The sequence below is a fragment of the Falsiroseomonas ponticola genome, assembly GCF_016805305.1.
Lineage (GTDB): Bacteria > Pseudomonadota > Alphaproteobacteria > Acetobacterales > Acetobacteraceae > Falsiroseomonas > Falsiroseomonas ponticola.
This window is the reverse complement of the sequence record NZ_JAERQN010000004.1, coordinates 183,425-205,292: the sequence shown is the minus strand read 5'-3', so window position 1 is coordinate 205,292 and position 21,868 is coordinate 183,425. Positions and strand designations below refer to the sequence as shown.

Annotated in this window: 22 protein-coding genes; 13 read left to right on the top strand and 9 right to left on the bottom strand. The window is 73.0% G+C overall.

Going from position 1 to position 21,868, the window contains the following annotated elements:
• The first annotated feature begins 76 nt into the window (after positions 1–76).
• The gene (locus JJI54_RS14275) at positions 77–898 is read left to right on the top strand and encodes a sulfite exporter TauE/SafE family protein (RefSeq protein WP_203073675.1); all 822 of its coding nucleotides are present in this window, start codon (positions 77–79) and stop codon (positions 896–898) included.
• On the opposite strand, the gene JJI54_RS14270 is transcribed toward JJI54_RS14275, so the two are convergent.
• From JJI54_RS14270 to JJI54_RS14240, 7 genes are all read right to left on the bottom strand, one after another.
• Entirely contained in the window at positions 895–2,547 is a 1,653-nt protein-coding gene (locus tag JJI54_RS14270) for an ABC transporter permease (protein ID WP_203073674.1), read from the bottom strand. The genes JJI54_RS14275 and JJI54_RS14270 overlap by 4 nt on opposite strands.
• 10 nt (positions 2,548–2,557) lie before the next feature.
• Positions 2,558–3,547 (bottom strand): ABC transporter substrate-binding protein, encoded by a 990-nt coding sequence (locus JJI54_RS14265; RefSeq protein ID WP_203073673.1) that lies wholly within the window; start codon positions 3,545–3,547, stop codon positions 2,558–2,560.
• A 225-nt stretch (positions 3,548–3,772) separates the two neighbouring features.
• On the bottom strand, positions 3,773–4,423 hold the full coding sequence (locus tag JJI54_RS14260) for a hypothetical protein (protein ID WP_203073672.1): 651 nt from the start codon (positions 4,421–4,423) through the stop codon (positions 3,773–3,775).
• A gap of 423 nt (positions 4,424–4,846) precedes the next feature.
• Positions 4,847–6,151, bottom strand: coding sequence for a citrate synthase (gltA, locus tag JJI54_RS14255; protein ID WP_203073671.1), 1,305 nt, complete (start codon positions 6,149–6,151; stop codon positions 4,847–4,849).
• Positions 6,152–6,399: 248 nt separating this feature from the next.
• A complete protein-coding gene (locus tag JJI54_RS14250) occupies positions 6,400–6,900 on the bottom strand; it encodes a thermonuclease family protein (RefSeq protein ID WP_203073670.1) in 501 nt (166 codons plus the stop codon).
• Between the two features lie 165 nt (positions 6,901–7,065).
• Positions 7,066–8,493, bottom strand: coding sequence for a CHAD domain-containing protein (locus JJI54_RS14245; RefSeq protein WP_203073669.1), 1,428 nt, complete (start codon positions 8,491–8,493; stop codon positions 7,066–7,068).
• 5 nt (positions 8,494–8,498) lie between these two features.
• On the bottom strand, positions 8,499–9,056 hold the full coding sequence (locus tag JJI54_RS14240) for a SixA phosphatase family protein (protein WP_203073668.1): 558 nt from the start codon (positions 9,054–9,056) through the stop codon (positions 8,499–8,501).
• A gap of 109 nt (positions 9,057–9,165) precedes the next feature.
• Here JJI54_RS14240 and JJI54_RS14235 point away from each other — a divergent pair, with 109 nt between their 5' ends.
• Genes JJI54_RS14235 through JJI54_RS14225 form a run of 3 tightly spaced genes read left to right on the top strand, consistent with a single transcriptional unit; the run spans position 9,166 to position 12,136 of the window.
• Entirely contained in the window at positions 9,166–9,888 is a 723-nt protein-coding gene (locus JJI54_RS14235) for an SDR family oxidoreductase (RefSeq protein WP_203073667.1), read from the top strand.
• Positions 9,888–10,499 carry a DUF6134 family protein gene (locus JJI54_RS14230; protein ID WP_203073666.1) on the top strand — a complete coding sequence of 204 codons (612 nt, stop codon included), beginning with the start codon at positions 9,888–9,890 and terminating at the stop codon, positions 10,497–10,499. The genes JJI54_RS14235 and JJI54_RS14230 overlap by 1 nt, the downstream gene beginning before the upstream one ends.
• Complete coding sequence (locus tag JJI54_RS14225; RefSeq protein ID WP_203073665.1) at positions 10,496–12,136, top strand: cryptochrome/photolyase family protein; 1,641 nt, start codon at positions 10,496–10,498, stop codon at positions 12,134–12,136. Before JJI54_RS14230 ends, JJI54_RS14225 begins: the two co-directional genes overlap by 4 nt.
• Here JJI54_RS14225 and JJI54_RS14220 read toward each other — a convergent pair.
• Complete coding sequence (locus JJI54_RS14220) at positions 12,030–12,506, bottom strand: GNAT family N-acetyltransferase (RefSeq protein ID WP_203073664.1); 477 nt, start codon at positions 12,504–12,506, stop codon at positions 12,030–12,032. The two genes, JJI54_RS14225 and JJI54_RS14220, sit on opposite strands and share 107 nt — an antisense overlap.
• A 25-nt stretch (positions 12,507–12,531) precedes the next feature.
• Entirely contained in the window at positions 12,532–14,400 is a 1,869-nt protein-coding gene (locus JJI54_RS14215; protein WP_203073663.1) for a putative bifunctional diguanylate cyclase/phosphodiesterase, read from the bottom strand.
• Positions 14,401–14,570: 170 nt separating this feature from the next.
• Here JJI54_RS14215 and JJI54_RS14210 point away from each other — a divergent pair, with 170 nt between their 5' ends.
• From JJI54_RS14210 to tolB, 9 genes are read left to right on the top strand one after another with little or no spacing between them, the layout of a single operon-like run.
• Positions 14,571–15,320, top strand: coding sequence for a YebC/PmpR family DNA-binding transcriptional regulator (locus tag JJI54_RS14210; protein ID WP_203073662.1), 750 nt, complete (start codon positions 14,571–14,573; stop codon positions 15,318–15,320).
• A gap of 18 nt (positions 15,321–15,338) precedes the next feature.
• On the top strand, positions 15,339–15,863 hold the full coding sequence (gene ruvC / locus JJI54_RS14205) for a crossover junction endodeoxyribonuclease RuvC (protein WP_203073661.1): 525 nt from the start codon (positions 15,339–15,341) through the stop codon (positions 15,861–15,863).
• Positions 15,860–16,483 carry a Holliday junction branch migration protein RuvA gene (ruvA, locus tag JJI54_RS14200; RefSeq protein ID WP_203073660.1) on the top strand — a complete coding sequence of 208 codons (624 nt, stop codon included), beginning with the start codon at positions 15,860–15,862 and terminating at the stop codon, positions 16,481–16,483. Before ruvC ends, ruvA begins: the two co-directional genes overlap by 4 nt.
• Positions 16,480–17,532, top strand: a complete 1,053-nt coding sequence (gene ruvB / locus JJI54_RS14195) for a Holliday junction branch migration DNA helicase RuvB (protein ID WP_203073659.1) — start codon at positions 16,480–16,482, stop codon at positions 17,530–17,532. The genes ruvA and ruvB overlap by 4 nt, the downstream gene beginning before the upstream one ends.
• Positions 17,532–17,957, top strand: coding sequence for a YbgC/FadM family acyl-CoA thioesterase (locus JJI54_RS14190; RefSeq protein WP_203073658.1), 426 nt, complete (start codon positions 17,532–17,534; stop codon positions 17,955–17,957). Before ruvB ends, JJI54_RS14190 begins: the two co-directional genes overlap by 1 nt.
• Before the next feature lie 30 nt (positions 17,958–17,987).
• Entirely contained in the window at positions 17,988–18,773 is a 786-nt protein-coding gene (gene tolQ / locus JJI54_RS14185; RefSeq protein WP_203073657.1) for a protein TolQ, read from the top strand.
• Between the two features lie 3 nt (positions 18,774–18,776).
• Entirely contained in the window at positions 18,777–19,301 is a 525-nt protein-coding gene (tolR, locus tag JJI54_RS14180) for a protein TolR (protein WP_226381759.1), read from the top strand.
• Between the two features lie 16 nt (positions 19,302–19,317).
• Entirely contained in the window at positions 19,318–20,475 is a 1,158-nt protein-coding gene (locus tag JJI54_RS14175; RefSeq protein WP_203073656.1) for a hypothetical protein, read from the top strand.
• Positions 20,472–21,830, top strand: a complete 1,359-nt coding sequence (tolB, locus tag JJI54_RS14170) for a Tol-Pal system beta propeller repeat protein TolB (protein WP_203073655.1) — start codon at positions 20,472–20,474, stop codon at positions 21,828–21,830. The genes JJI54_RS14175 and tolB overlap by 4 nt, the downstream gene beginning before the upstream one ends.
• Positions 21,831–21,868: the final 38 nt, after the last annotated feature.

The window sequence follows — 21,868 nt, the reverse complement described above, 5'->3', positions numbered from 1 at the left end:
GCAAGGGGATCTCCCGCGCGCACGGCGCAAGAGCGCCTTCACCATCGACCCTCAGAGAGTGACTTCCTTGGAACATATGTACGATCCGCTGTGGCTGGCCGGGCTGGCCGCGGCGATGGCGGCGACCGGGCTTTTCTCCGGCCTGCTCGCGGGGCTGCTCGGCGTGGGGGGCGGCATCGTCATCGTGCCCGTGCTGTTCAGCATCTTTCCCTTCTTCGGCATTCCGGAAGCCGTGCAGATGAAGCTGGCGGTGGGCACCTCGCTCGCCACCATCATCCCGACCTCCATCCAGTCCGCGCGCAAGCACTTCGCGAAGGGGACGATGGATGTGGTGCTGCTGCGCTCGCTGGTGCCCTCCATCGCGGCCGGCGTGCTGATCGGCACGCTGCTCGGCATCGTGGTGAAGGGCGGCGCGCATACCGCGGTCTTCGCGGTGATCGCGGCGCTGGTGGCGGTGAACATGGGCTTCACCGGCGTGGACTGGAAGCTGCGGGAGAGCTTCCCGACGGGCAAGCGGCGGCATGCGCTCGGCACCTTCATCGGCGGCATCAGCGCGATGATGGGGATCGGCGGCGGCACGGTGGGGGTGCCGATCCTGTCCATGTTCGGCGCGCCGATCCGCAGCGCGGTGGCCACCGCGAGTGCGTTTGGCGTCATCATCTCCATCCCCGCCACGATCGGCTTCATCTATGGCGGCTGGGGGAACACGCTGCTGCCGCCGCTGAGCCTGGGCTACGTCAACCTGATCGGCTTCGCGCTGATCGTGCCGACGAGCCTGATCGCGGCGCCCTGGGGCGTGCACCTGGCGCATTCCATCCCGCCGCTGCTGCTGAAGCGCTGCTTCGCGGTGTTCCTGGGGCTGACGGTGCTCAGGATGTTCTGGAGTCTGGCGACCTAGGGCCGCCAGGGCAGCGTCCCCGCCGGCAGGCGACGGGCGGCCAGCGTCGCCAGCGCCATCAGCGCCGCGCTCAGCAGCAGGGCGAGGCAGGAGACGGCGGCGGCCAGCGGGGACTGGCCGCTTTCCTGCAGGTTGAAGACCAGCACGCCCAGCGTCTGCGTCCCCGGCCCGTAGAGCAGGGAGGAGACCGTCACCTCGTTCACCGCGGTCAGGGAGACGAGGATGGCGCCGGCCGCTAGCGCCGGGGCCAGCGGCGGCAGGTGGACGCTGAACAGGCGGCGCAGCGCGCCCGCGCCCATGCCGCGCGCGGCCTCGTCCAGCGTGGGGTCGAGCCGCGCGGCGGCGGCGGCGACGGGGCGCAGCGCCAGGGCCTGGAAGCGGGTGAGGTAGGCGAGGCCGATGAGGCCCAGCGTGCCGTAGAGCGCTCCGCCGCCCGGCAGCGACAGCACCACCAGGATGGCGGCGACGCTGGTGCAGGCGCCGGGCAGCGCATAGGGCAGGTCCGTCGCGGTGGTGGCGATGCGCACCGCCCGCGCCCGCATCGCCATGGCGATGGGCAGCGCGGCCAGCGCCAGGACCAGCGCCGCGCCGGTGGACAGCAGCAGCGAATTGCCGAAGGAGCGCGCCGTCTGCGCGCCGGGGGCCAGGGCGGCCAGGAAATGCCGCAGCGTCGCGGTGGAGGCCGACAGCTCCATCCCGATGGCGGGGACGAGCGCGGCCGCGACCAGCGACAGCATCGGCACCAGCAGCACGATGGCGAGGTAGAGCAGCACCAGCGCCAGCGCCGCCGCCTGGCCGGCGCGGGGCAGGGGCAGGGCCTCGAAGGCCAGGCGCCCGGCGGCGGGGGCGCGCCGGGCGGCGAGGGATTGCAGCACCAGGGCGGGCGCGGCCATGGCGGCCAGGATCAGCGCGAGCGCGGCGGCCTGGGCCAGGCTGGCGGTGCCGCCGGCGGAAAGCCGCTGCCAGATCAGCACCGGCAGCACCGGCACGCGGGCGGGGATGCCGATCAGCGCGCCGACGCCGAAATTGCCGAGCGCGGCGACATAGGCGAGGCCGGCGCCGGCCAGCAGGCCGGGCAGCAGCAGCGGCCAGACGGCGCGGCGCAGCGCCTGGCCGGGGGTGGCGCCCAGCCCGCGCGCGGCCAGCACCACCTCCCCGGGCACGCGGCGCAGCAGGGCGGCGATGGCCAGCAGGACGAGGGGCGTCGCCTGCACCGCCAGCAGCGCCACCATCCCGGCGGCGGAGTAGATGGGGTTCGGCGTGCCGATGGGCGGCGCGAGGTCGAGCGCCAGCAGCAGGGGGGAGGCCGGGCCGCCGGCCTGGATCCAGCCCAGCGCCATGACCTGCGCCGGCACCAGCGCCGGCAGCACGGCGCAGAAGACGAGCGGGCCGCGGGCGGGCAGGCCGCGCAGCAGCAGCGCCCAGCCCAGCGCGGCGCCGAAGGCGGTGGCCAGCGCCGCGGCGCCGAGCGCCAGCAGCAGGGACCAGAGGGCAGCGCGCCAGGTGGCGGGGTCCGACAGGGCCGTGGGAAGCGCGGTGCCGGCCAGGCTTTCGGCCAGCAGCCGCGCCAGCGGCAGGGCGCCGACCAGCGTGAGCCAGCCGACCGCCAGCGCCACCGTGGCGCGGCCCGGGCCCTCGGTCCTGGTCAAGGGGGGTGGCTCAGCCGCCGATGAGCTGGGCGAAGCGGCGCAGGATCTCCTCCTGCTCCCGCGCCGCGCGGGCGGCGTCGAAGGGCATGATGCGGATCGACCTGGGGTCGGGGAAGCCGGGCGGGGGCGCGACCTCCGGGTCGATCGGCAGGAAGCCCTGGCGGGAGGCGAGTTCCTGCCCCTCACGCCCCAGCAGGAAGTCGATGAAGGCGATGGCGGCGGGCGCGTTGCGGGTGGTGGAGAGGATGGCGGCCGGTTCCGTGATGGCGGAGACGCCATCCTCCGGGAAGACGAAGCGGACGGGGGCGCCGTTGCGCTGTTCGCGGATGGGCAGGTAGTCGATGGCGATGCCGAAGGCGCGCTCCGCCCCCGCGACGGCCTGCATGACGGGGCCGTTGCCGCCCCGGGCCTGGACGCCGTTGCGGACCAGCTTCTCCACATAGTCCCAGCCCAGCGCCGGGTTCTGCACCAGGGCCGTGACATGGATGGCGGCGGCGCCGGAGACGGCGGGGGAGGGCATGGCGACCTGGTTGCGCGCGCGGGGCTGGAGCAGGTCCTCCCACCGCCGGGGCGCGAAGGGGGCGCGGGCGTGGTGCATGATGCCGGTGGTGATGAGCTTGGTGCCGAAATAGGCGCGGCCGGCATCGACCTGGTCCGCCGGCGTGCCGGCGGTGGCGACCTCCGGGCTCGCGCGCAGGCGGCCTTCGGCGCGCAGGCTTTCGAAGGTCAGCCCATCGGCGAGGAGCAGGACATCCGGGCGGGGCTGGCCGGCGGCGATCTCGGCGCGCAGCCGGGTCATGATCTGGCCGGTGCCGGCGCGGATCCATTCCACCGTGACGCCGGGATGGCGGCGGCGGAAGGCTTCCACCGTCTGCGCGGCATCCGGTTCGAGCTGTGAGGTGTAGAGGATGAGCGGGCCGCCGATGCCCTGGGCCAGGGATGGCGCCGCGAGCGTGCCGGCGATGGCCGCGAGACCGAGTGAACGCCTGCCGATGGCCATGCCGTGTCTTCCCCCTTCGTCCTGCCGCGGCGCCGATCCGGCGGCCTTCCGCCGCGGTATCGATCCGGTGGCGTCCCGCCGCGTACCGATCTGGCGGCGTTCCGCCGCGAGGTCTACCGGCGTCCTGGCCATCCGGGCAGGGGGGGTATGTGAAGTTCCTGTGTCGCCGTGCCGCGCGGCCACCACGCCGGGGGTCCCCTGCCCCCCGGCGTGGTGGCCAAGGCGTCAGGGCGGCGTCATGAAGTTGGCGGTGGCGCTGGCGCGGCCGATGAGGGAGCGCATCTCCGGCGCCGTGTGCCCATCCTCCGCCGTCAGCGCATCCATCGGGCAGAAATACTCATGCGGCTGGGGCATCTGCGACCGCGCGAAGCCCAGGTAGTGGCGGGACTTCAGGCCGTAGAGCACCCTCAGGTCCCGCACCGGCAGCACCAGCGGCTCGGTCGGCACCTCCCGCAGCAGGCGGATCAGCCGCCAGCGCGGGGTGCGGTCCTCCGGCCCCACCGGGTCCAGCAGCCAGCGCAGCGGACAGACGACCAGGAGCGAGGTGGTGGAGGGCGCGAAGCGGGCGCGCTTGTCCTGGAGGTTGGCGATGGAGCCGCAGGCCTCGATGCAGAGGATGTCGGCGTAGCGGTCCGCCGGGTCCGGGCTGAAATGCAGCCAGAGCCCGTCCGGGATGGTCCGGTAGGTGTTGGTGCCCGGCAGCTTGAGGAAGGGCTGGGCGACCAGCGTCGGCTCCCCGGGCCGGCCGCGGAGCCAGGTGCCGGGCTGCTTCGGCGTGACGGTCACGCCGGGTGGCTGCTGGGGCCAGAGCCGGAGCCTGGCCCGCACCAGTTCGTCCAGCACCTTGCCGGAGCCGATCCTGAGCATCTCACGCATTTGGTTAAATTCCCCCTGTGGATATCAACCCTGCATAGATAGATTCCCGGAACCCGTTGGCGTTTCAAGGCGTTTTTTCCGAATCCCTTAAGAAACTGCATGTCTGGGTTGTAGAAGCGGGCCAGATGCGGCCCGGTGGTGTGCCTGTGGAGGCCAGTTCACGGCCTGCGCGCAGGAGCCTCGCAATTGCAGGCGGCGGGTTTTCCACAGGGATTCAATTGCTTGGCGGTTCGCCGCAATTGCCGGAGAGGTGCTTCGCAATTGCAGTTCGGTGGATGGATGGCCCGGCGACGCTTGCCGGCCGCCGGGCGCCCCATCCGGGCTTCCGCCCGGGATGCGGGCAGCGAAAAGCCCCGCCGGCGGGGCCGGCGGGGCTGGGGCAGGCTTGGCGTGGCGGCCGCCGGGCGGGTGCCCGGCGGGGCTTCAGCGGCTGGCGACCGGGACGTAGTCCCGCTTCGTCGGGCCGGTGTAGATCTGGCGCGGGCGGCCGATGCGCTGCGCGGGGTCTTCCACCATCTCCTTCCACTGGGACACCCAGCCGACGGTGCGCGCCACGGCGAAGATCACCGTGAACATGCTGGTCGGGATGCCCATCGCCTTCAGGATGATGCCCGAATAGAAGTCCACGTTCGGGTAGAGCTTGCGGCTGACGAAGTACTCGTCCTCCAGCGCCACCTTCTCCAGCGCCATCGCCATGTCGAGCAGCGGTTCGTCCTTGATGCCGAGCTCGGCCAGCACCTCGTGGCAGGACTGCTGCATGATCTTCGCGCGCGGGTCGAAGTTCTTGTAGACGCGGTGGCCGAAGCCCATGAGCTTCACGCCGGAGTTCTTGTCCTTCACCTTCTCGATGAAGGCAGGGATGTTCTCCACGCTGCCGATCTCGGCCAGCATCTTCAGCACCGCCTCGTTCGCGCCGCCATGGGCGGGGCCCCAGAGCGCGGCGATGCCGGCGGCGATGCAGGCGAAGGGGTTGGCGCCGGTGGAGCCGGCGAGGCGGACGGTGGAGGTGGAGGCGTTCTGCTCATGGTCCGCATGCAGGACCAGGATGCGGTCCATCGCCTTCGCGAGGATCGGGGAGACGGTGTAGGGCTCCGCCGGGACCGAGTTCAGCATGTGCAGGAAGTTGGCGGCGTAGCTGAGGTCGTTGCGCGGATACACGAAGGGCTGGCCGAGCGCGTATTTGTAGGCCATGGCGGCGATGGTCGGCACCTTCGCGATCAGGCGGAAGGCCGCGATCTCCCGCTGCCGCGGGTCGTTGATGTCGAGGTTGTCGTGGTAGAAGGCGGCCAGCGCGCCGACCACGCCGCACATCACGGCCATCGGGTGCGCGTCGCGGCGGAAGCCGTCGAAGAAGCGGCGGATCTGCTCATGCACCATGGTGTGGTAGGTGACGCCCTTGCGGAATTCCGCGAGCTGGGCGGCATTCGGCAGGTCGCCGTTCATCAGCAGGTAGCAGACCTCGATGAAGTCGGAGCTCTCGGCCAGCTGCTCGATCGGGTAGCCGCGGTAGAGCAGCACGCCCTCGTCGCCGTCGATGTAGGTGATCTTGCTCTCGCAGCTCGCCGTCTCGCCATAGCCGGGGTCGAAGGTGAAGACGCCGAGATCGGCGTAGAGCTTGCGGATATCGACCACGTCGGGGCCGATGGAGCCCGACAGGACCGGCAGCCTGGTGCTGCGGTTCGAGCCCTCGAGCGTGAAGGTGACGGACCCGTTGGGCGTTGTGGTCATATGATGCTTCCTCGCACTCGGGGGTGGGTGCCGGGCCGCTTGCTCTCGGCACCGTTATGGTGCGGCGCAAGATAAGAGCCTGCCGCGGCGCTTGGCAACGTGGGGGAATGTTCAAGCTTGCGGGGTCGATCGTGCCACCGGGCGTGTTACCCCGCTGTTGCCGGCTTCGACGCGACAGGCTCGGCCGTTACGCCCGCGCCCCCGCCTGGCGCGCGGCCGGCCCTGCTTCCGTGCCTGGCCGTGGCGGCTCAGTTGCGGCGGCGCCATTCCTCGGGGCGGGTGAAGCTGCCGGCCCAGAGGCCGCGGCCGGCGGCGCGGGCCGAGGCCTCCAGCGCCATCATCCGGGCATCCTCGCCATAGGCCAGCGCCCAGCCGGCGGTGACGAGGCCGGCATTGAGATCGACCCCCCCGGCGGTGCAGGTGCCGAGGCCGCGGCCGAAGCGGTCCCGCCCCCGGACGGTGCAGAGGACGGAGCGGCCATTCACCAGGCGGGACAGCGCCTCCGCCGCCGCGGCGCCGCAATCGAAGCCCTGGCCGGCGCCATCGGCGCAGGACTGGCCGCGTTCCGGCGCATCGATGGCAGCGAGTCGCAGCATGCGGTCGCCGAGGCGCAGCGTGTCGCCATCCACCACCCGGACCTCGGCGGCGAGCGCCGACCAGTCCTGTTCGCGGGGGGCGGAGCCCATAAGGTCCGGCGGCAGGCCGACGCCGGACAGGGCGCCGACGATCAGGGCACCGGTGATGGCCATGACCGGGGTGCGCCAGCGGCGGGGGGAGGGGGCGGGACGGAACAGGCGGCGATGTCGGGTCACGGGGCCGTGAGAGAAGGGTGATGGGCCCCACGCGTAACCCAAGCGACAAGCCGCGCGCAACCCATTCATTTATCTTCAATAATTGTACAAGGAATCGAGCCTTCAGCCTTGATTCCAGAAGGGATCGGCCTTCAGCAGCTCCTCCCACGCCTTGGCGGCGCGGCTGCGCGCCCGGCGCGACCGGGCCAGGACCCAGCCTTCCGCCAGGCCGGTCGCCCAGCTTCCGCCCTCCGTCCCCAGGGGCGCGACCAGGGCGCGGGCCACGGCGGCGTCATTGGCCAGGCCCATCTGTTCCTGTACGGCGGCCAGCCGTTCCAGGAAGCGCCGGCCGCGCTTGCGCCCCCAGAGCGGGGCGAAGAGTTCCGCCAGGTAGCGCATCCGCTTGGCTTCCAGCCGCAGGGCGTGGAAATCGGCGTCCGGCAGCGCGGCGATATCCTCCCCGGCCGCCGTGATCTTGCGCCAGCGGCGGGCCAGCAGCCCGGCGGCGACCTCCTCCACCGGGTCATCGCGCTCCAGCTGCCAGGGGCGGCAGGCCACCAGGGCGCAGAGGTCCCAGAGCAGCAGGCGGAAGGCGGGGCCGCGGAGATGGTCGGCGAGGTTCGCATAGGCCTGGTCCCGCCGGGCCCGCGCGGCTTCCAGCAGGGCGGTGACGCGGGCTTCCCCGGGCAGGGCGCCGGCCAGCTCCGCACCGAGGCCGCCCAGGAACACATCCCAGTCCCGCGCCGGGCCGAGCAGGGCCGCGAGCGCCTTGAGCCGGCGGTCGGCCTCCCGCAGCGCCGGGCCATCCACCGCCGGGCGGAAGGCGCGGAGCGCGGAGCGCAGCCGCCGCAGCGCCACGCGCATCTGGTGCACGCCGGCGGGGTGCCGGCCGGCCTGCGCCACGGGGGCGTGCCAGGCCAGCACGCAGGCGAGGTGGCCGATGACGTGGCGGAGCGCATCCTCCACCCCCATGCCGGGATCGAGCAGCGGCGCGCCGAGGCGGGGGGCCCGCACGCCGGTGCCGGCGCCGAGCGCGCGGGCTTCCTCCGCCAGGCTGGCCAGCGGGGGCAGCAGGGGAAGGGTTCCGGCGAGGTCCCGCATCGTGGCCGCCACCGCTTCCGCCGGGCCGGTCAGGGCCAGGCGGGCGACCGGCCTTTCGTCATCGCCCCGGCGCAGCGCGCCGCGCAGCAGGCGGGCTTCCACCCCCTCCGCCAGGGCCAGGGTGGCGCGGCGGCCGAGGAAGGTGGCCAGCACCGCGGTGGCGCCCGTGGGGGGATCGCCCTCCGCCGGCCAGGCGGGGGTGGCGGGGCAGGCGATGGCGGCGGCGGGCGGGATGGCGTGCAGCAGCAGGGGCGGGCCGCCGCGCGGTTCCTCCACCGCCAGCCCGGCTTCCGCCAGCGCGCCATCCGGCGTGTTGCGCCATTCCAGCACCAGGGGGGCGGAGCGCGTGGGGCCGGCGCGGCGCGCGGCGATGGCGGGGTGGCGGAGGAGGCGGGGCGCGACGGCGGGGTCCAGCGCCGCCTCCCAGGTGATCGGCGGCGCGGGGGGCATGGCGGTCAGGCCGTCGCTTCCGAGGCATCGCCGGGTTCCGCGCCCGGCAGGTCCGCGGGCGAGAGCACGCGGAGCAGGCGGCCACCCCCGGCTTCGAGCTGCCGCCAGGGCAGGGCGACGGCGAATTCGGTGAGCGTGCCGGTGGGGTAGGCGGCGGCCAGGCGGCGGACCAGCGGGCCATCGCCGGCCATGGCGGCGGCGCCGGCCAGCGCCATGGCCAGGTCATGCAGGCCGGGATTGTGGCCGATGAGGAGGACGCTGCGCGCCGTCTCCCGCACGCCCCGCAGCACGTCCAGCAGCGAGGTCCAGGTGGTGAGGTAGAGGTCGTCCATCGGCTCGATCAGGGGCGTGCCCTCGATCGGGGAGATCGCTTCCAGCGTCTGCAGCGTGCGGCGGGCGGAGGAGACGAGGACGATGTCGGGCGAGAGGCCGAGGTCGCGCATCGCATTGCCCATGCCCATCGCCGCCCGCCGGCCGCGCGCATTCAGCGGGCGCGCGTGGTCGGACAGCCGCGGATCGTCCCAGGAGGATTTGGCGTGGCGCAGCAGCAGCAATTGGCGCATCGCCGCATCCTGCCATGGCGGGGCGATCCTGTCTCCCGTCCCGGGGGCGACCCTTCCCCCCGCGGGGGCGCGGCCCATCTGGGGGCGGATAGCGACGGATGATGGGTTCATGACGGGTCAGGTTCTGGTCTTCGGGGCGACGGGCGGGATCGGGGAGGCGCTGGCGCGGCGGCTTGCGGCGCGGGGCGCGCGGCCCTTCCTGGTGGCGCGGGGGGCGGCGCGGCTGGCGGCGCTGGCGGCGGAACTCGGCGCCGGCCATGCGGTGGCGGATGTGACGGACCGCGCGCAGGTGGCGGCGGCGGTGGCCGCGGCGGGCACGCCGCTGGCGGGGCTTGCCTTCTGCGTCGGCTCCATCGTGCTGAAGCCGCTGTCGCGCATCACGGAGGCCGACCTGCTGGAGGCCTTCCGGCTGAACGCGGCCGCGCCGGCGCTGGCGGTGCAGGCGGCGGCGCCGGCGCTGGCGGCGGGCCAGGGTTCGGTGGTGCTGTTCTCCTCCGTCGCGGCGCGGAAGGGATTCGCCAATCACGTCGCGATCGGCGCGGCGAAGGCGGCGGTGGAGGGGCTGGCGGTCTCCCTGGCCGCGGAACTCGCGCCCAAGGTGCGGGTGAACTGCATCGCGCCGAGCCTGACCCGGACCGCGCTGGCGGAGCCGCTGACGAAGAGCCCGCAGATGGCGGAGGCGATCGCGAAGCAGCACCCGATCCCGCGCCTGGGCGAGGGGGATGACAGCGCGGCGCTGGCCGATTTCCTGCTCTCCGACGCCGCGGGGTGGATGACGGGGCAGGTGATCGGCGTGGATGGCGGCCGCGCGGCGCTGGCGGGGCGCGGGTGATGACGCGCCGGGGCGCGCTGCTGCTGCCGGCGATGGTCCTGGCCGCGGCGCCGGCGGGCGCGGCGCGGCCGCCCCTTTCCTTCCGGCTGATCCGCAACGGCAGCGCCATCGGCACGCACCAGGTGACGTTCCGGGAGCCGGAGGGCGGGGTGCTGGAGGCGCGGAGCCTGGTGCAGGTGGCGGTGACGCTGGTCGGCATCACCGTCTATCGCTACCGGCACGAGACGGTGGAGAGCTGGCGGGGGGAGCGCCTGGTGGCGCTGACCTCCCGCATGGACCGCAACGGCACGGCGGGGTTCTGCGAGGCGCGGGCGGAGGGCGGGCAGCTGCTGCTGCGCGGCACGGCGGGGGAGGCCAGGCTGCCGGCGCAGGCGGCGCCGCTGACCTGGTGGCGACAGGCCACGCTGACCACGGAGGTGCCGCTGTTCGATCCGCGCCAGGGGATGGTGGTGGCGCCGCAGGTGACGCGGAGCGCCTTGCCGGGCGGCGGCACCCGCGTGGTGCTAGTGGGGGGCGAGGGCGCCGACATCACCTATGACGCCGCCGGCACCTGGGTGGGCTTCGCCACCACGGGCGAGGATGGCAGCGCCGTGCGGTACGAGCGCGCGTGACGATCCTCCGGGTGGTCCTGGGCGACCAGTGCTCGCGCGGCCTGTCGGCGCTGGAGGGGTTGGACCCCGCGCGCGACGTTGTGCTGATGGCGGAGGTGCGATCCGAATGCACCTATGTGAAGCACCACAAGCAGAAGATCGCGCTGGTGCTCTCGGCCATGCGGCACTTCGCGGCGGCGCTGCGGGGGGAGGGCATCACGGTCGCCTATTCGGCGCTGGATGACGCGGCGAATACGCAGACTCTGGCCGGCGAGGTGGCGCGCATCGCCAAGCAGGTCCGCGCGACGCGGATCGTGGTGACGCAGCCCGGCGAGTGGCGGGTGCTGGAGGACATGCGGGGCTGGGAGCGCGCCACGGGGCTGCCGGTGGAAATCCGGGAGGATCGGCGCTTCCTCTGCTCCATCGACCGCTTCCGCGCCTGGGCGGGGGACCGCAAGCAGCTGCGCATGGAGTTCTTCTACCGCGAGATGCGGCGCGCCACGGGGCTGCTGATGGAAGGGCCCGACGAGCCGACGGGCGGGGCCTGGAACTTCGATGCGGAGAACCGCAAGCCGCTCGACCCCGGCGTGACGCCGCCGCGGCCGCGCCGCTTCGCGCCGGATGACGTGACGAAGCAGGTGATGGCGCTGGTGGAGCGGGAATTCCCCGGCCATTTCGGCACGCTCGATGCCTTCGCCTGGCCGGTCACGCCCGGCCAGGCAAGGCAGGCGCTGGACGATTTCATCGCGCATCGCCTGGCGCGCTTCGGCGATTTCCAGGATGCGATGGCGGAGGGCGAGCCGACGCTGTTCCACGCGCTGGTGGCCTCCTCCCTCAATTGCGGGCTGCTGGATCCGATGGAGGCCTGCCGGGCGGCGGAGGCGGCGTACCGCCAGGGGCGCGCGCCGCTGAATGCGGTGGAGGGCTTTATCCGGCAGATCCTGGGCTGGCGGGAATATGTCCGCGGCATCTATTGGCTGCGCATGCCGGCCTACCGCGACACCAATGCGCTGGGCGCGACGCGCAAGCTGCCCTGGTTCTATTGGTCCGGCGAGACGCGGATGGCGTGCCTGCGCGCCGCCATCACCCAGACAAGGGACCTGGCCTATGCCCACCACATCCAGCGGCTGATGGTGACGGGCAATTTCGCGCTGCTGGCGGGCATCGACCCGGCCGAGGTGAATGACTGGTACATGGTGGTCTATGCCGATGCCTATGAATGGGTGGAGCTGCCGAATACCCATGGCATGGCGCTGCATGCGGATGGCGGTGTCATGGCCTCCAAGCCCTATGCGGCCAGCGGGGCCTACATCAACCGCATGTCGGACCATTGCCGCGGCTGCGCCTTTGACGTGAAGAAGGCGACGGGGAAGGGCGCGTGTCCCTTCAACTACCTCTACTGGGATTTCGTCGGCCGGCACGTGGAGCGCTTCAGCCGCAACCCGAGGATGGCGATGCCGATCCGGACACTGATGAAAATGGCGCCGGAGAAGGTGGCGGCGATGAAGCAGGAAGCGGCGGTCTTCCTGGCGGGGCTGGAGGCGGGGGCGGCTACCCCAGATCCCGCTGCATCAGCACGACAGGGGAGCCTCGATATTCCTCCACCCCCGCCCGCACCCAGCCGCGCGCCGCGTAGAAGGGCGCCTGGTCGGGGGTGAAGAGCCAGAGGCGGCGGACGCCCTGCGCGATGGCCAGCCGCTCCACCGCCGCCACCAGCGCCGTCGCGATGCCCTGGCGGCGCGCGGCGGGGGTGACGAGGACGGAGGCGAGCCAGGGTGTCAGGTCCGGGCGGCTCGGCAGGTCATCCGTGTCGAAGGTCGCGGTGCCGAGCGGTTCGCCATCGCGCTCCGCCACCAGGGCGCAGGGGGCGGCGGGGCCGGTGGCCTGGCGGAGGAAGGCCTCCGTCGCCGCCAAGCTGTAGCCGCCGGCCTGCCACCACTGCGCGTGCAGCCAGGCGGCGACCAGCGGGACATGGGGCGTCTCGGCGACGGGGCGGATCAGCAGGGGCATGGCGGGGCGCTGTAGCACGGCCCGCCGCCGTCGCGCGCGGCGGTCAGGCGACCTTGCGCGGCGCCGCTTCCGCCTGCGCGGCCATCAGGGCGCGGGCGTCTTCCGCCGGCATGGCGCGGCCATAGAGCCAGCCCTGCACCTGGTCGCACCCCTCATGCGCCAGCAGCCGCGCCTGTTCCTCCGTCTCGACCCCTTCGGCCACCACGGTCATGCCGAGGATGCGGCCGAGGGCGACGATGGTGGCGACGATGGCGGAGAGGCGCGGATCGTGGCCGAGGTCGCGGATGAAGGCGCGGTCGATCTTCAGCTTGCCGAAGGGGAAGCGCCAGAGATGCGCCAGGCTGGACCAGCCCGTGCCGAAATCATCCATGGCGATGGAGACGCCGAGCGCGCGGATGGCGCGGAGCAGGCGCTCCGTCTCCTCCGCATCGTGCTGCAGCAGGCTTTCCGTCACCTCCAGCTCCAGCAGGTGGCCGGGCAGGCCGGTGGTGGCGAGGGCGTCGGCGATGGTGCCGACCAGCCCGCCCTGGCGGAACTGGGTGGGGGAGAGGTTGACGGCCACGCGCACCGGCACCGGCCAGCGCGCGGCTTCCGCGCAGGCGGCGCGCAGCACCCAGGCGCCGAGCGGGATGATCAGGCCGCTGCGCTCCGCCAGCGGGATGAAGTCGCCGGGCGGGATCATGCCGCGTTCGGGGTGGTGCCAGCGCAGCAGCGCCTCGAACCCCACCAGCGCGTGGTCGCGCAGGCGGAATTGCGGCTGGTAGTGCAGCGTCAGCGCGCCATCGGCGATGGCGGCGCGCAGGTCACGCTCGATCTCCCGCTGGCGGCGCGCCTCGGCATCCAGGGCCGGTTCGAAGCTGCGGATGGCGGCATCCGGTTCCGCCCGGGCGATGGCGAGGGCCTTTTCGGCGCGGTCGAGCAGGGTTTCGGCATCCGCTCCGTCATGCGGCGCGATGGCCAGGCCGATATCGGCGGCGACGGTGATGGAGAGATTGCCGGGCAGGGCGAAGGGGGCGGCGACGGCGGCGGCCAGCCTTTCCGCCAGGCGCGCGGCGGCGCCGGCTTCGTGCAGCACGGATTGCACGATGGCGAAGCGGTCGCCCGCCAGGCGCGCCACCGTGTCGCCCCGCCGCATCACGCCGCGCAGCCGGCTGGCGATGAGGGAGAGGACGAGGTCGCCGGTGGCGTGGCCATGCGTCTCGTTCACCTCGCGGAAGCGGCGGAGGTCGATGACCTGGACGCCGACCTGCCATTCCTGCTCCCGCGCCATGGCCAGGGCGGCGTCGAGCCTTTCCCGGAACTCGGCATGGGTGGCGAGGCCGGTGGTGGCGTCATGCCGGCGGAGGAAGCTGGCCTGCGCTTCCGCCGTGCTTTCGCGCTGGCGGCGGAGCGCGAGCCAGACGAGGAGCGCGAAGGCGGCGCCGCCGAACATGGCGATGGAGCCTTCCGCCAGGCGCACCGCATCGCGGAACAGGGCGCGGCGCGGTGCCTGGTCCAGCACCGCTTCCAGCGTGCCGGCCGGGCCCTCCGCATCCCGCAGCGCGACGCGCGTGGCGATGGTGGCGGCGGCAAGGTCGGGCGCGCCATCGCTGACCAGGACCCGGCCATCGGTGCCCAGCAGGCGAAGCTGCAGCACATCCCCGCCGGCGCGGATGCCCTCCAGCGTGGCGAGACCGGCATCGGAGACGCCGCCGCCGCGCAGCATGGGGCCAAGCTCTGGGCTGCGGCGCAGCAGGTCCGTGCCCAGGCTTTCGATGCGCGCGCGGGCATCGGCGCGCAGCAGCCGTTCCGTCATCGCGTTGCTGGCCAGCAGCGCCAGCGCGGCGACCAGCAGCGCGAGCAGGGCCAGCAGGGCCGCGACGGGCGGGGTCGGGGAAGGCGCGATCGAAGCCGGACGGGCAGGGCGGGCCATGGCACCATGATGCGCCGCATTGATGAACCAGGGGTTGAGTAGGGGTGGGATGCTCAACCCCGGGTCCTGCCCGCATTTGCCGCGGGCGGGGGCGGGCCGGTATAGGGGCGCCGCAGCGGGGGATCCGACCCCCGCCCGGTTCAATCGGGCAAGACAGGGAATACGGGGCGATGGCCGGCCATTCGCACGCGAAGAACATCATGCACCGCAAGGCGGCGCAGGGCGCGAAGAAGGCGCGGGCCTTCGGCAAGCTGATCCGCGAAATCACCGTCTCCGCCAAGGCGGGCCTGCCCGACCCGGCCATGAACCCCCGGCTGCGCGCCGCGGTGAAGGCGGCGCTGACCGCCAACATGACGCGGGACACGATCGACCGCGCCATCAAGCGCGCCGCGGTGGGCGGGCCCGGGGAGGACTACCAGGAGGTCCGCTACGAGGGCTACGGCCCCTACGGCATCGCCGTGATCGTGGAGGCCCTGACCGACAACCGGAACCGCACCGGCGGCGATCTGCGCTCCATCTTCGCCAAGAATGGCGGGGCGCTGGGGGAGAGCAATTCGGTGGCCTTCCAGTTCGAGCGGAAGGGCGTGCTGCGCTACCCCGCCGCCGCCGGCAGCGCCGACACCATGCTGGAAGCGGCGATCGAGGCCGGGGCCGAGGATGTCGAGAGCGGCGAGGAGGGGCACGAGGTGTCCTGCGCCGTCGAGGATTTCGCCGCGGTGCGGGACGCGCTGGAAGCCCGGTTCGGGACGGCGGAGGCGGCGAAGCTGGAATGGTGGCCCTCCACCACCATCGACCTGGACGAGGAGCGGGCGCGGGAGGTGCTGAAGCTGCTCGACATCCTGGATGACCACGACGACGTGCAGAACGTCTATGCGAACTTCGAGGTCGATGCGGCGGCGATGGAACGCCTCAGCGCCTGAAACGGGCTAAAGGGGGTCATGGCCAACGCCCCGATTCGCATCCTCGGCCTTGACCCCGGCCTCCAGCACACCGGCTGGGGGCTGGTGGAGCATGACGGCTTCCGGCTGCGCTTCTGCGCGGAGGGGGTGGTGAGCACCAGCGCCGGGGAGGACCTGCCGGACCGGCTGCTGGCGCTGCACCGGGGCCTGGCCGCGGTGATCGCGGAGATGCAGCCGGATGAGGCGGCGGTGGAGCACACCTATGTCGCCCGCAACCCGGAAAGCGCGCTGAAGCTGGGCCAGGCGCGGGGCGTGGTGCTGCTGGCGCCGGCGCTGGCGGGGCTGCCGACGCGCGAATACGGCGCGATGGAGGTGAAGCGCGCCGTGGTCGGCAACGGGCATGCGGAGAAGGGGCAGGTGCAGGCGATGGTGCGGCAGCTGCTGCCGGGGGTGACCTTCAAGCGGGCGGATGCGGCGGATGCGCTGGCCATCGCCATCTGCCACGCGCATCACCGCAGCACGCGGAACGCCTTCGCGCGCGCCGTGGCGAAGGCGGGGCGATGATCGGCTCGCTCAAGGGCTTCGTGGAGACCGTCCACGAAGGCGGCTGCGTGCTGGACGTGAACGGCGTCGGCTACCTCGTGCATTGCTCGCGCAAGACGCTGGACCGGCTGACGGCGCGCGACGGCGTGCAGAAGCTGCTGGTGGAGACGCGGGTCAGCCAGGACGCCATCACGCTCTACGGCTTCCTGGATGCGCAGGAACGCGAGGCCTTCCTCGCCCTGATCGAGGTGAAGACGGTCGGGCCGCAGAAGGCGCTGGTGGTGCTCTCGGGCCTCACGCCGAGCCAGCTCGCCCAGGCCATCGCGGGCAAGGAACGCAAGCGGCTGTCCGATGTGAAGGGCCTCGGCGCCGCCACGGCCACGCGGATCGTGGACGAACCCGCGATGCAGAAATGGGCGATCGGCCGCGCCATGCCGGATGAGGATGGCGTCGGTGCCGTCGCCATCGCCGTGCCCGTCGTGGCGGGGGTGGAGGCGGATGCGGCCTCGGCGCTGACCAATCTCGGCTGGAAGCGGCCAGAGGCGGCGGCGGCCGTCGCCCGGGCGGCGAAGCGGCTGGGCGAGGGGGCCACGCTCAACACCCTGATCACCGAGGCCCTGAAGGACATGGCGCCGCGATGAGTGATGAGAGGCTGACCGGCGGCGCGCGGCAGGAGGAGGACGGGGCGGAAGGCTCGCTCCGCCCGCAGAACCTGCGGGAGTTCATCGGCCAGAAGACGCTGCGGGAGAACCTCGAGGTCTTCATCGGCGCCGCGCGGCAGCGGGCGGAGGCGATGGACCATGTGCTGCTCTTCGGGCCGCCCGGCCTCGGCAAGACCACGCTGGCGCAGATCGTCTCCCGCGAATTGGGCGTGGGGTTCCGGGCGACCTCCGGCCCGATCCTGCAGAAATCGGGCGACCTGGCGGCGATCCTGACCAACCTCCAGCCGCGGGACGTGCTCTTCGTCGATGAGATCCACCGGCTCCAGCCGGCGATCGAGGAGACGCTCTATCCCGCGATGGAGGATTTCTGCCTCGACCTGATCATCGGGGAGGGGCCGGCGGCGCGCACCGTGAGGATCGACCTGCCGCCCTTCACGCTGGTCGGGGCCACGACGCGGGCGGGGCTGCTGACCCAGCCGCTGCGGGACCGCTTCGGCATCCCGCTGCGGCTGCAATTCTACACGGTGGATGAATTGCTGCTGATCGTGCGGCGGGGGGCGGAGAAGCTCGCTTTCGCCCTGGCCGAGGATGGCGCGCTGGAGATCGCCAGGCGGTCCCGCGGCACGCCGCGCGTGGCGGGGCGGCTGCTGCGGCGCATCCGGGACTTCGCGCTGGTGACGGGCAAGGTGGCGGACTGCGTGATGGTGGATGCGGCGCTGGCCAGGCTGGAGGTCGATCACCTCGGCCTCGACGCGCAGGATCGCCGCTACCTCCGCCGCATCGCGGAGCACCACAATGGCGGGCCGGTCGGGGTGGAGACGCTGGCGGCGGCGCTGGCGGAAAGCCGGGACACGCTGGAGGAGGTGATCGAGCCCTTCCTGATCCAGGAGGGCCTGGTGCTGCGCACCCCGCGCGGGCGGATGCTGGGGGAGCCGGGGTGGCGGCACCTCGGCCTCGCGCCCCCTGCCTCGGTTTCGGCACAGCTCGACCTTCTGCGGGACATGACCCCGCCGGACCCTGACGCCTGATGGCAGCGCATCGTTACCCCCTTCGCGTCTATTTCGAGGATACGGATGCGGGCGGCGTGGCCTATCACGCCAACTACCTGAAATGGGCGGAGCGGGCGCGGACCGAATCCTTGCGCGCCATGCACTTGCCCCATGCGCTTATGATGGAGCGTTACGATGCGATGCTTGTGGTGCGGCGCATCGAAGTGGAGTATTCGGCCCCCGCCCGGCTCGATGACGCCCTGATCGTCGAGACCCGCCTGCGTGCCATGGGCGCCGCCACCCTCGACCTGACGCAGACTGTCTTGCGGGAGGAGGAGGGGAGGACGGTGCTGCTGGCGACGCTGGTGGTCGGGCTGGTGTGCGTGCGCCCGGACGGCCTGCGGCCGGTGCGCATCCCGGCACCCTGGCGTGATGCGCTGGGCGGGACGAGCACGCCGGCATAGGGGCGGTTAGCGGTTCCGGGCCTGGCCCGGATGGGATCTGGTGAAGGAGTTACGGCTTTGGGCAACGTCACCGCGCAGGCCCTGGCCCCCGTGGCGCACGACCTGTCGCTCTGGGCGCTGTTCCTGCAGGCGGACTGGGTGGTGAAGGGGGTGATGATCTCGCTCCTGCTCGCCTCCGTCTGGGTCTGGGCCATCGTGTTCGAGAAGATGACGGCGCTGCGACGCGTGAACCGCGCGGCCGATGGCTTCGAGGACCGCTTCTGGTCGGGCGGCAGCCTGGAGGATCTGTTCGCGAAGGAAGGCGAGGAACCCGCCCATCCCATCGCCGCCGTCTTCGGCGCGGCGATGCGGGAATGGAAGCGCTCCGCCGCGCGCAACCTCTCCTCCGAACTCGCCGTGACGGGGCTGAAGGAACGGGTGGAGCGCGCCATGGTGGTGGCGATCCAGCGGGAGATGGACCGGCTGGAGCGCTGGATGGTGTTCCTGGCGACGGTCGGCTCCGCCGCGCCCTTCATCGGCCTGTTCGGCACGGTCTGGGGCATCATGAACAGCTTCTCCGCCATCGCGGGGATGCAGAACACCAGCCTGTCCGTCGTGGCGCCCGGCATCGCGGAGGCGCTGTTCGCCACCGCCATCGGCCTGATCGCCGCCATCCCGGCCACCATCGCCTACAACAAGCTGGCGACCGACCTGGCGCGCTTCGCCGGGCGGCTGGAAGCCTTCTCCGCCGAATTCGCCGCCATCCTGTCGCGCCAGTCCGAAGCGGCGGCGGAGCCGGCGCGGGCCGGGCGGCAGACCCAGGCGGCGGGGGACTGAGCCATGGCCGGCGGGTTGATGGGCGGGCGCACGGGCGGCGGGCGGGGACGCCGCGGCGCCTACCGCCCGATGAGCGAGATCAACGTGACGCCCTTCGTGGACGTCATGCTCGTGCTGCTGATCATCTTCATGGTGGCGGCGCCGATGATGACGGTCGGCGTGCCCGTGGACCTGCCGCGCACCAACGCGACGCCGCTGAACCAGGAACAGGAACCGCTGACCATCTCCGTCAATGCGGAGGGCCGGATCTTCCTGCAGGAGACGGAGGTGCAGATGGAGGCGCTGGTGGCGCAGCTGCGCGCCATCCTCGCTTCCCAGCCCACGCAGCCGGGGCAGCCGGAGCGGCGCATCTTCGTCCGCGGCGACCGCGCCATCAGCTATGGCCGGGTGATGGAGGTGATGGGCACGGTGAACGCGGCCGGCTTCAGCCGGGTGGCGCTGCTGGCCGAACAGCCGGCGGGGCGCCCCGCCGCCGCCCCGGCGGCGCGCGCCCCCGCGCCCGCCCAGAACCGCCCGGCGACGCGCTGAAGGGGGAAGGGCGCCTTTGTCCGGCCTGCTGCTGAATCCGGAGCCTGAGGACCGCGCGCTGCGGCGCTGGATCGCGGTGTCCTTCGGCCTGCACGCGATGCTGGCCCTGGCCGGGTTCATCTACGGCTTCGTCAAGCCGCTGCCCCCGCCGATCGAGACGGCGGTGGTGGTGGAATTCACCTCCCCCGTGCCGCCAACCCAGGCGCAGGGCGACCGGCCGGCGCCGACCTCCACCCCCGATCCCGTGCCGGCGCCGCCCGATGTCTCCCCCGTGCCGCCGGCGCCGACGCCGCCGCGGCCGGAGCCGGTGCAGCCCGCGCCGCCGCCGCCCCCGCCGCCACCCGCACCGCCCGCGCCCGCCACGCCGACGCCGCCCGTGCCGGCGACGCCGCCGGTGCCCGTGCCGCCGCGGCCCGTGACACCCCCGCCGCCGACGCCGCCCGCGCCGCAGCCGCCGGAAGCGCGCCCGCCCGAGCCGCGCCCCGTGACGCCGCCGCCGCCCCCGGCGCCGAGCGCGGTGACGCCGACGCCACCGCCGCCGCCCCCGCCGACGCCGCGCCCGCCGCAGCCGGCACCGGCGCAGCCCGCGCCGCCGACGCCGCCCGCGCCGGCGCGCCCGGCCGAACAGGCCGTGCCGCTGCCCCCGCCGCCCCCGCCGCCGGCGCCGCCCCAGCCGCAATCCACCCCGGCGGGCACGGGGCAGACGCCGCCCGTGGCGCGGCCGGAGGAGCGTTCGAACAGCGTGCTCAACACGCTGGAGCGGCTGCGCCAGCAGCAGGCGCAGCAGCAGCCGCCGACCGCGCGCCCGAACCCGGCCGCGGGGCGGCCCGCGCCATCCGGCGGCGCGCCGCAGGGGCAGGACCCGCTTTCCGCCGGCGATCGCCGCGCGGTCGGGGACCGCGTGGCCGAATGCTGGCGGGTGGACCAGGGGATGCTCGGTCTCAGTGACTTGACCGTGAGCCTGCGCGCCATCGTGGACCAGGGCGGCGTTATCCGGGAAGTGAGGCCGGGGCCGGAGGGCGTGCCCCGTGATCCCCGCGCCAGGACGTTGTATGAGCAGGCCCGCCGGGCGCTGCTGGACCCGGCCTGCAGCCCGCTGCCGGTGCCGCGCGCGCGGCTCCAGGCGGTGAATGAGTTCCAGTTCAACTTCTCGCCGAGGGGTTTCATCCGATGACGTTGCCGGGCTTCGGTCTCTCGCGCCGCCAGGTCTTCGCCGGCGCCGGCGGCTCGATCGTGGCAAGCCTGCTGCCGGAGGCAGTGCTGGCCCAGCCGACCACGGTCATCGACGTGACGCGCGCGCGGACGGACCCGGTGCCGATCGCGGTGCCGGACATGGCGGGGGTGGGGCCGGATGCGCAGCGCATGGGCCGGCAGATCGCGCAGGTCATCCAGGCCAATCTGCGCAATTCCGGCCTGTTCCGCCCGGTGGAGCGCCAGGCCTTCATCCAGACCCCCGAAGCGGCGGCGGACCGGCCGCGCTTCCAGGACTGGCGCGTGATCGGCGCGCAGGCGCTGACCACGGGGCGCGTGGAAGCCAGCGGCGACCGGCTGCGGGTGGAATTCCGCCTGTGGGACGTGCTGCCCGAACAGCAGCTGCAGGGCACCGCCTTCACCGCCCCGGCCGCGCAGTGGCGGCGCATCGCGCATCTGATCAGCGACGTGATCTATGAGCGGCTGCTGGGCGAGAAGGGCTATTTCGACACGCAGATCGTCTACATCGCCGAATCCGGGCCGCGCGACCGGCGCACGCGCCGCATGGCGATGATGGACCAGGACGGGGAGAACCATCGCTTCCTGACCGATGGCAGCTTCCAGGCGCTGACGCCGCGCTTCCACCCGACCGCGCGGCAGGTCGCCTTCATGTCCTATTTCCGCAACGAGCCGCGCGTCTACCTGTTCAACCTGGACAGCGGGCAGCAGCAGGTGCTGGGCAGCTTCGGCGGCATGACCTTCAGCCCGCGCTTCCATCCGGATGGGCGGAGCGTCGTGCTCTCCGCCAGCCGCGGCGGGGATGCCAACATCTACAGCGTCGACATCGCGTCGCGGCGGGAGCGGCAGCTCACCAGCGGCGGGTCGCTCGACGTCTCGCCCTGCTATTCGCCGGACGGGACGCAGATCGTCTTCAACTCCGACCGGGGCGGCGACCAGCAGCTCTATGTCATGTCGGCGGATGGCGGGGGCGCGCGGCGCATCTCCTTCGGCAATGGGCGCTACGCGACGCCGGTCTGGTCCCCGCGCGGGGACCTGATCGCCTTCACGCGCATCTCCGGCGGGCAGTTCGGCATCGGCGTGATGCGGCCGGACGGGTCGGGGGAGCGCATCCTCAGCGAGGGCTGGGCGATGGAGGGGCCGACCTTCGCGCCGAACGGGCGCGTGCTGGCCTTCTACCGGGAGACGCCGGCGCGGGATGCGCGGGGCGGCGGCTATTCCTCCACCCTGTCGCAGATCGACATCGCGGGGTTCAACGAACGGCGGATGGTGACGCCGACCGATGCCTCCGACCCCGCCTGGAGCCCGCTGCTGAGCTGAGGGGCCGGCGGCCTTCGCGGGCGCGCCGGATGCAATTC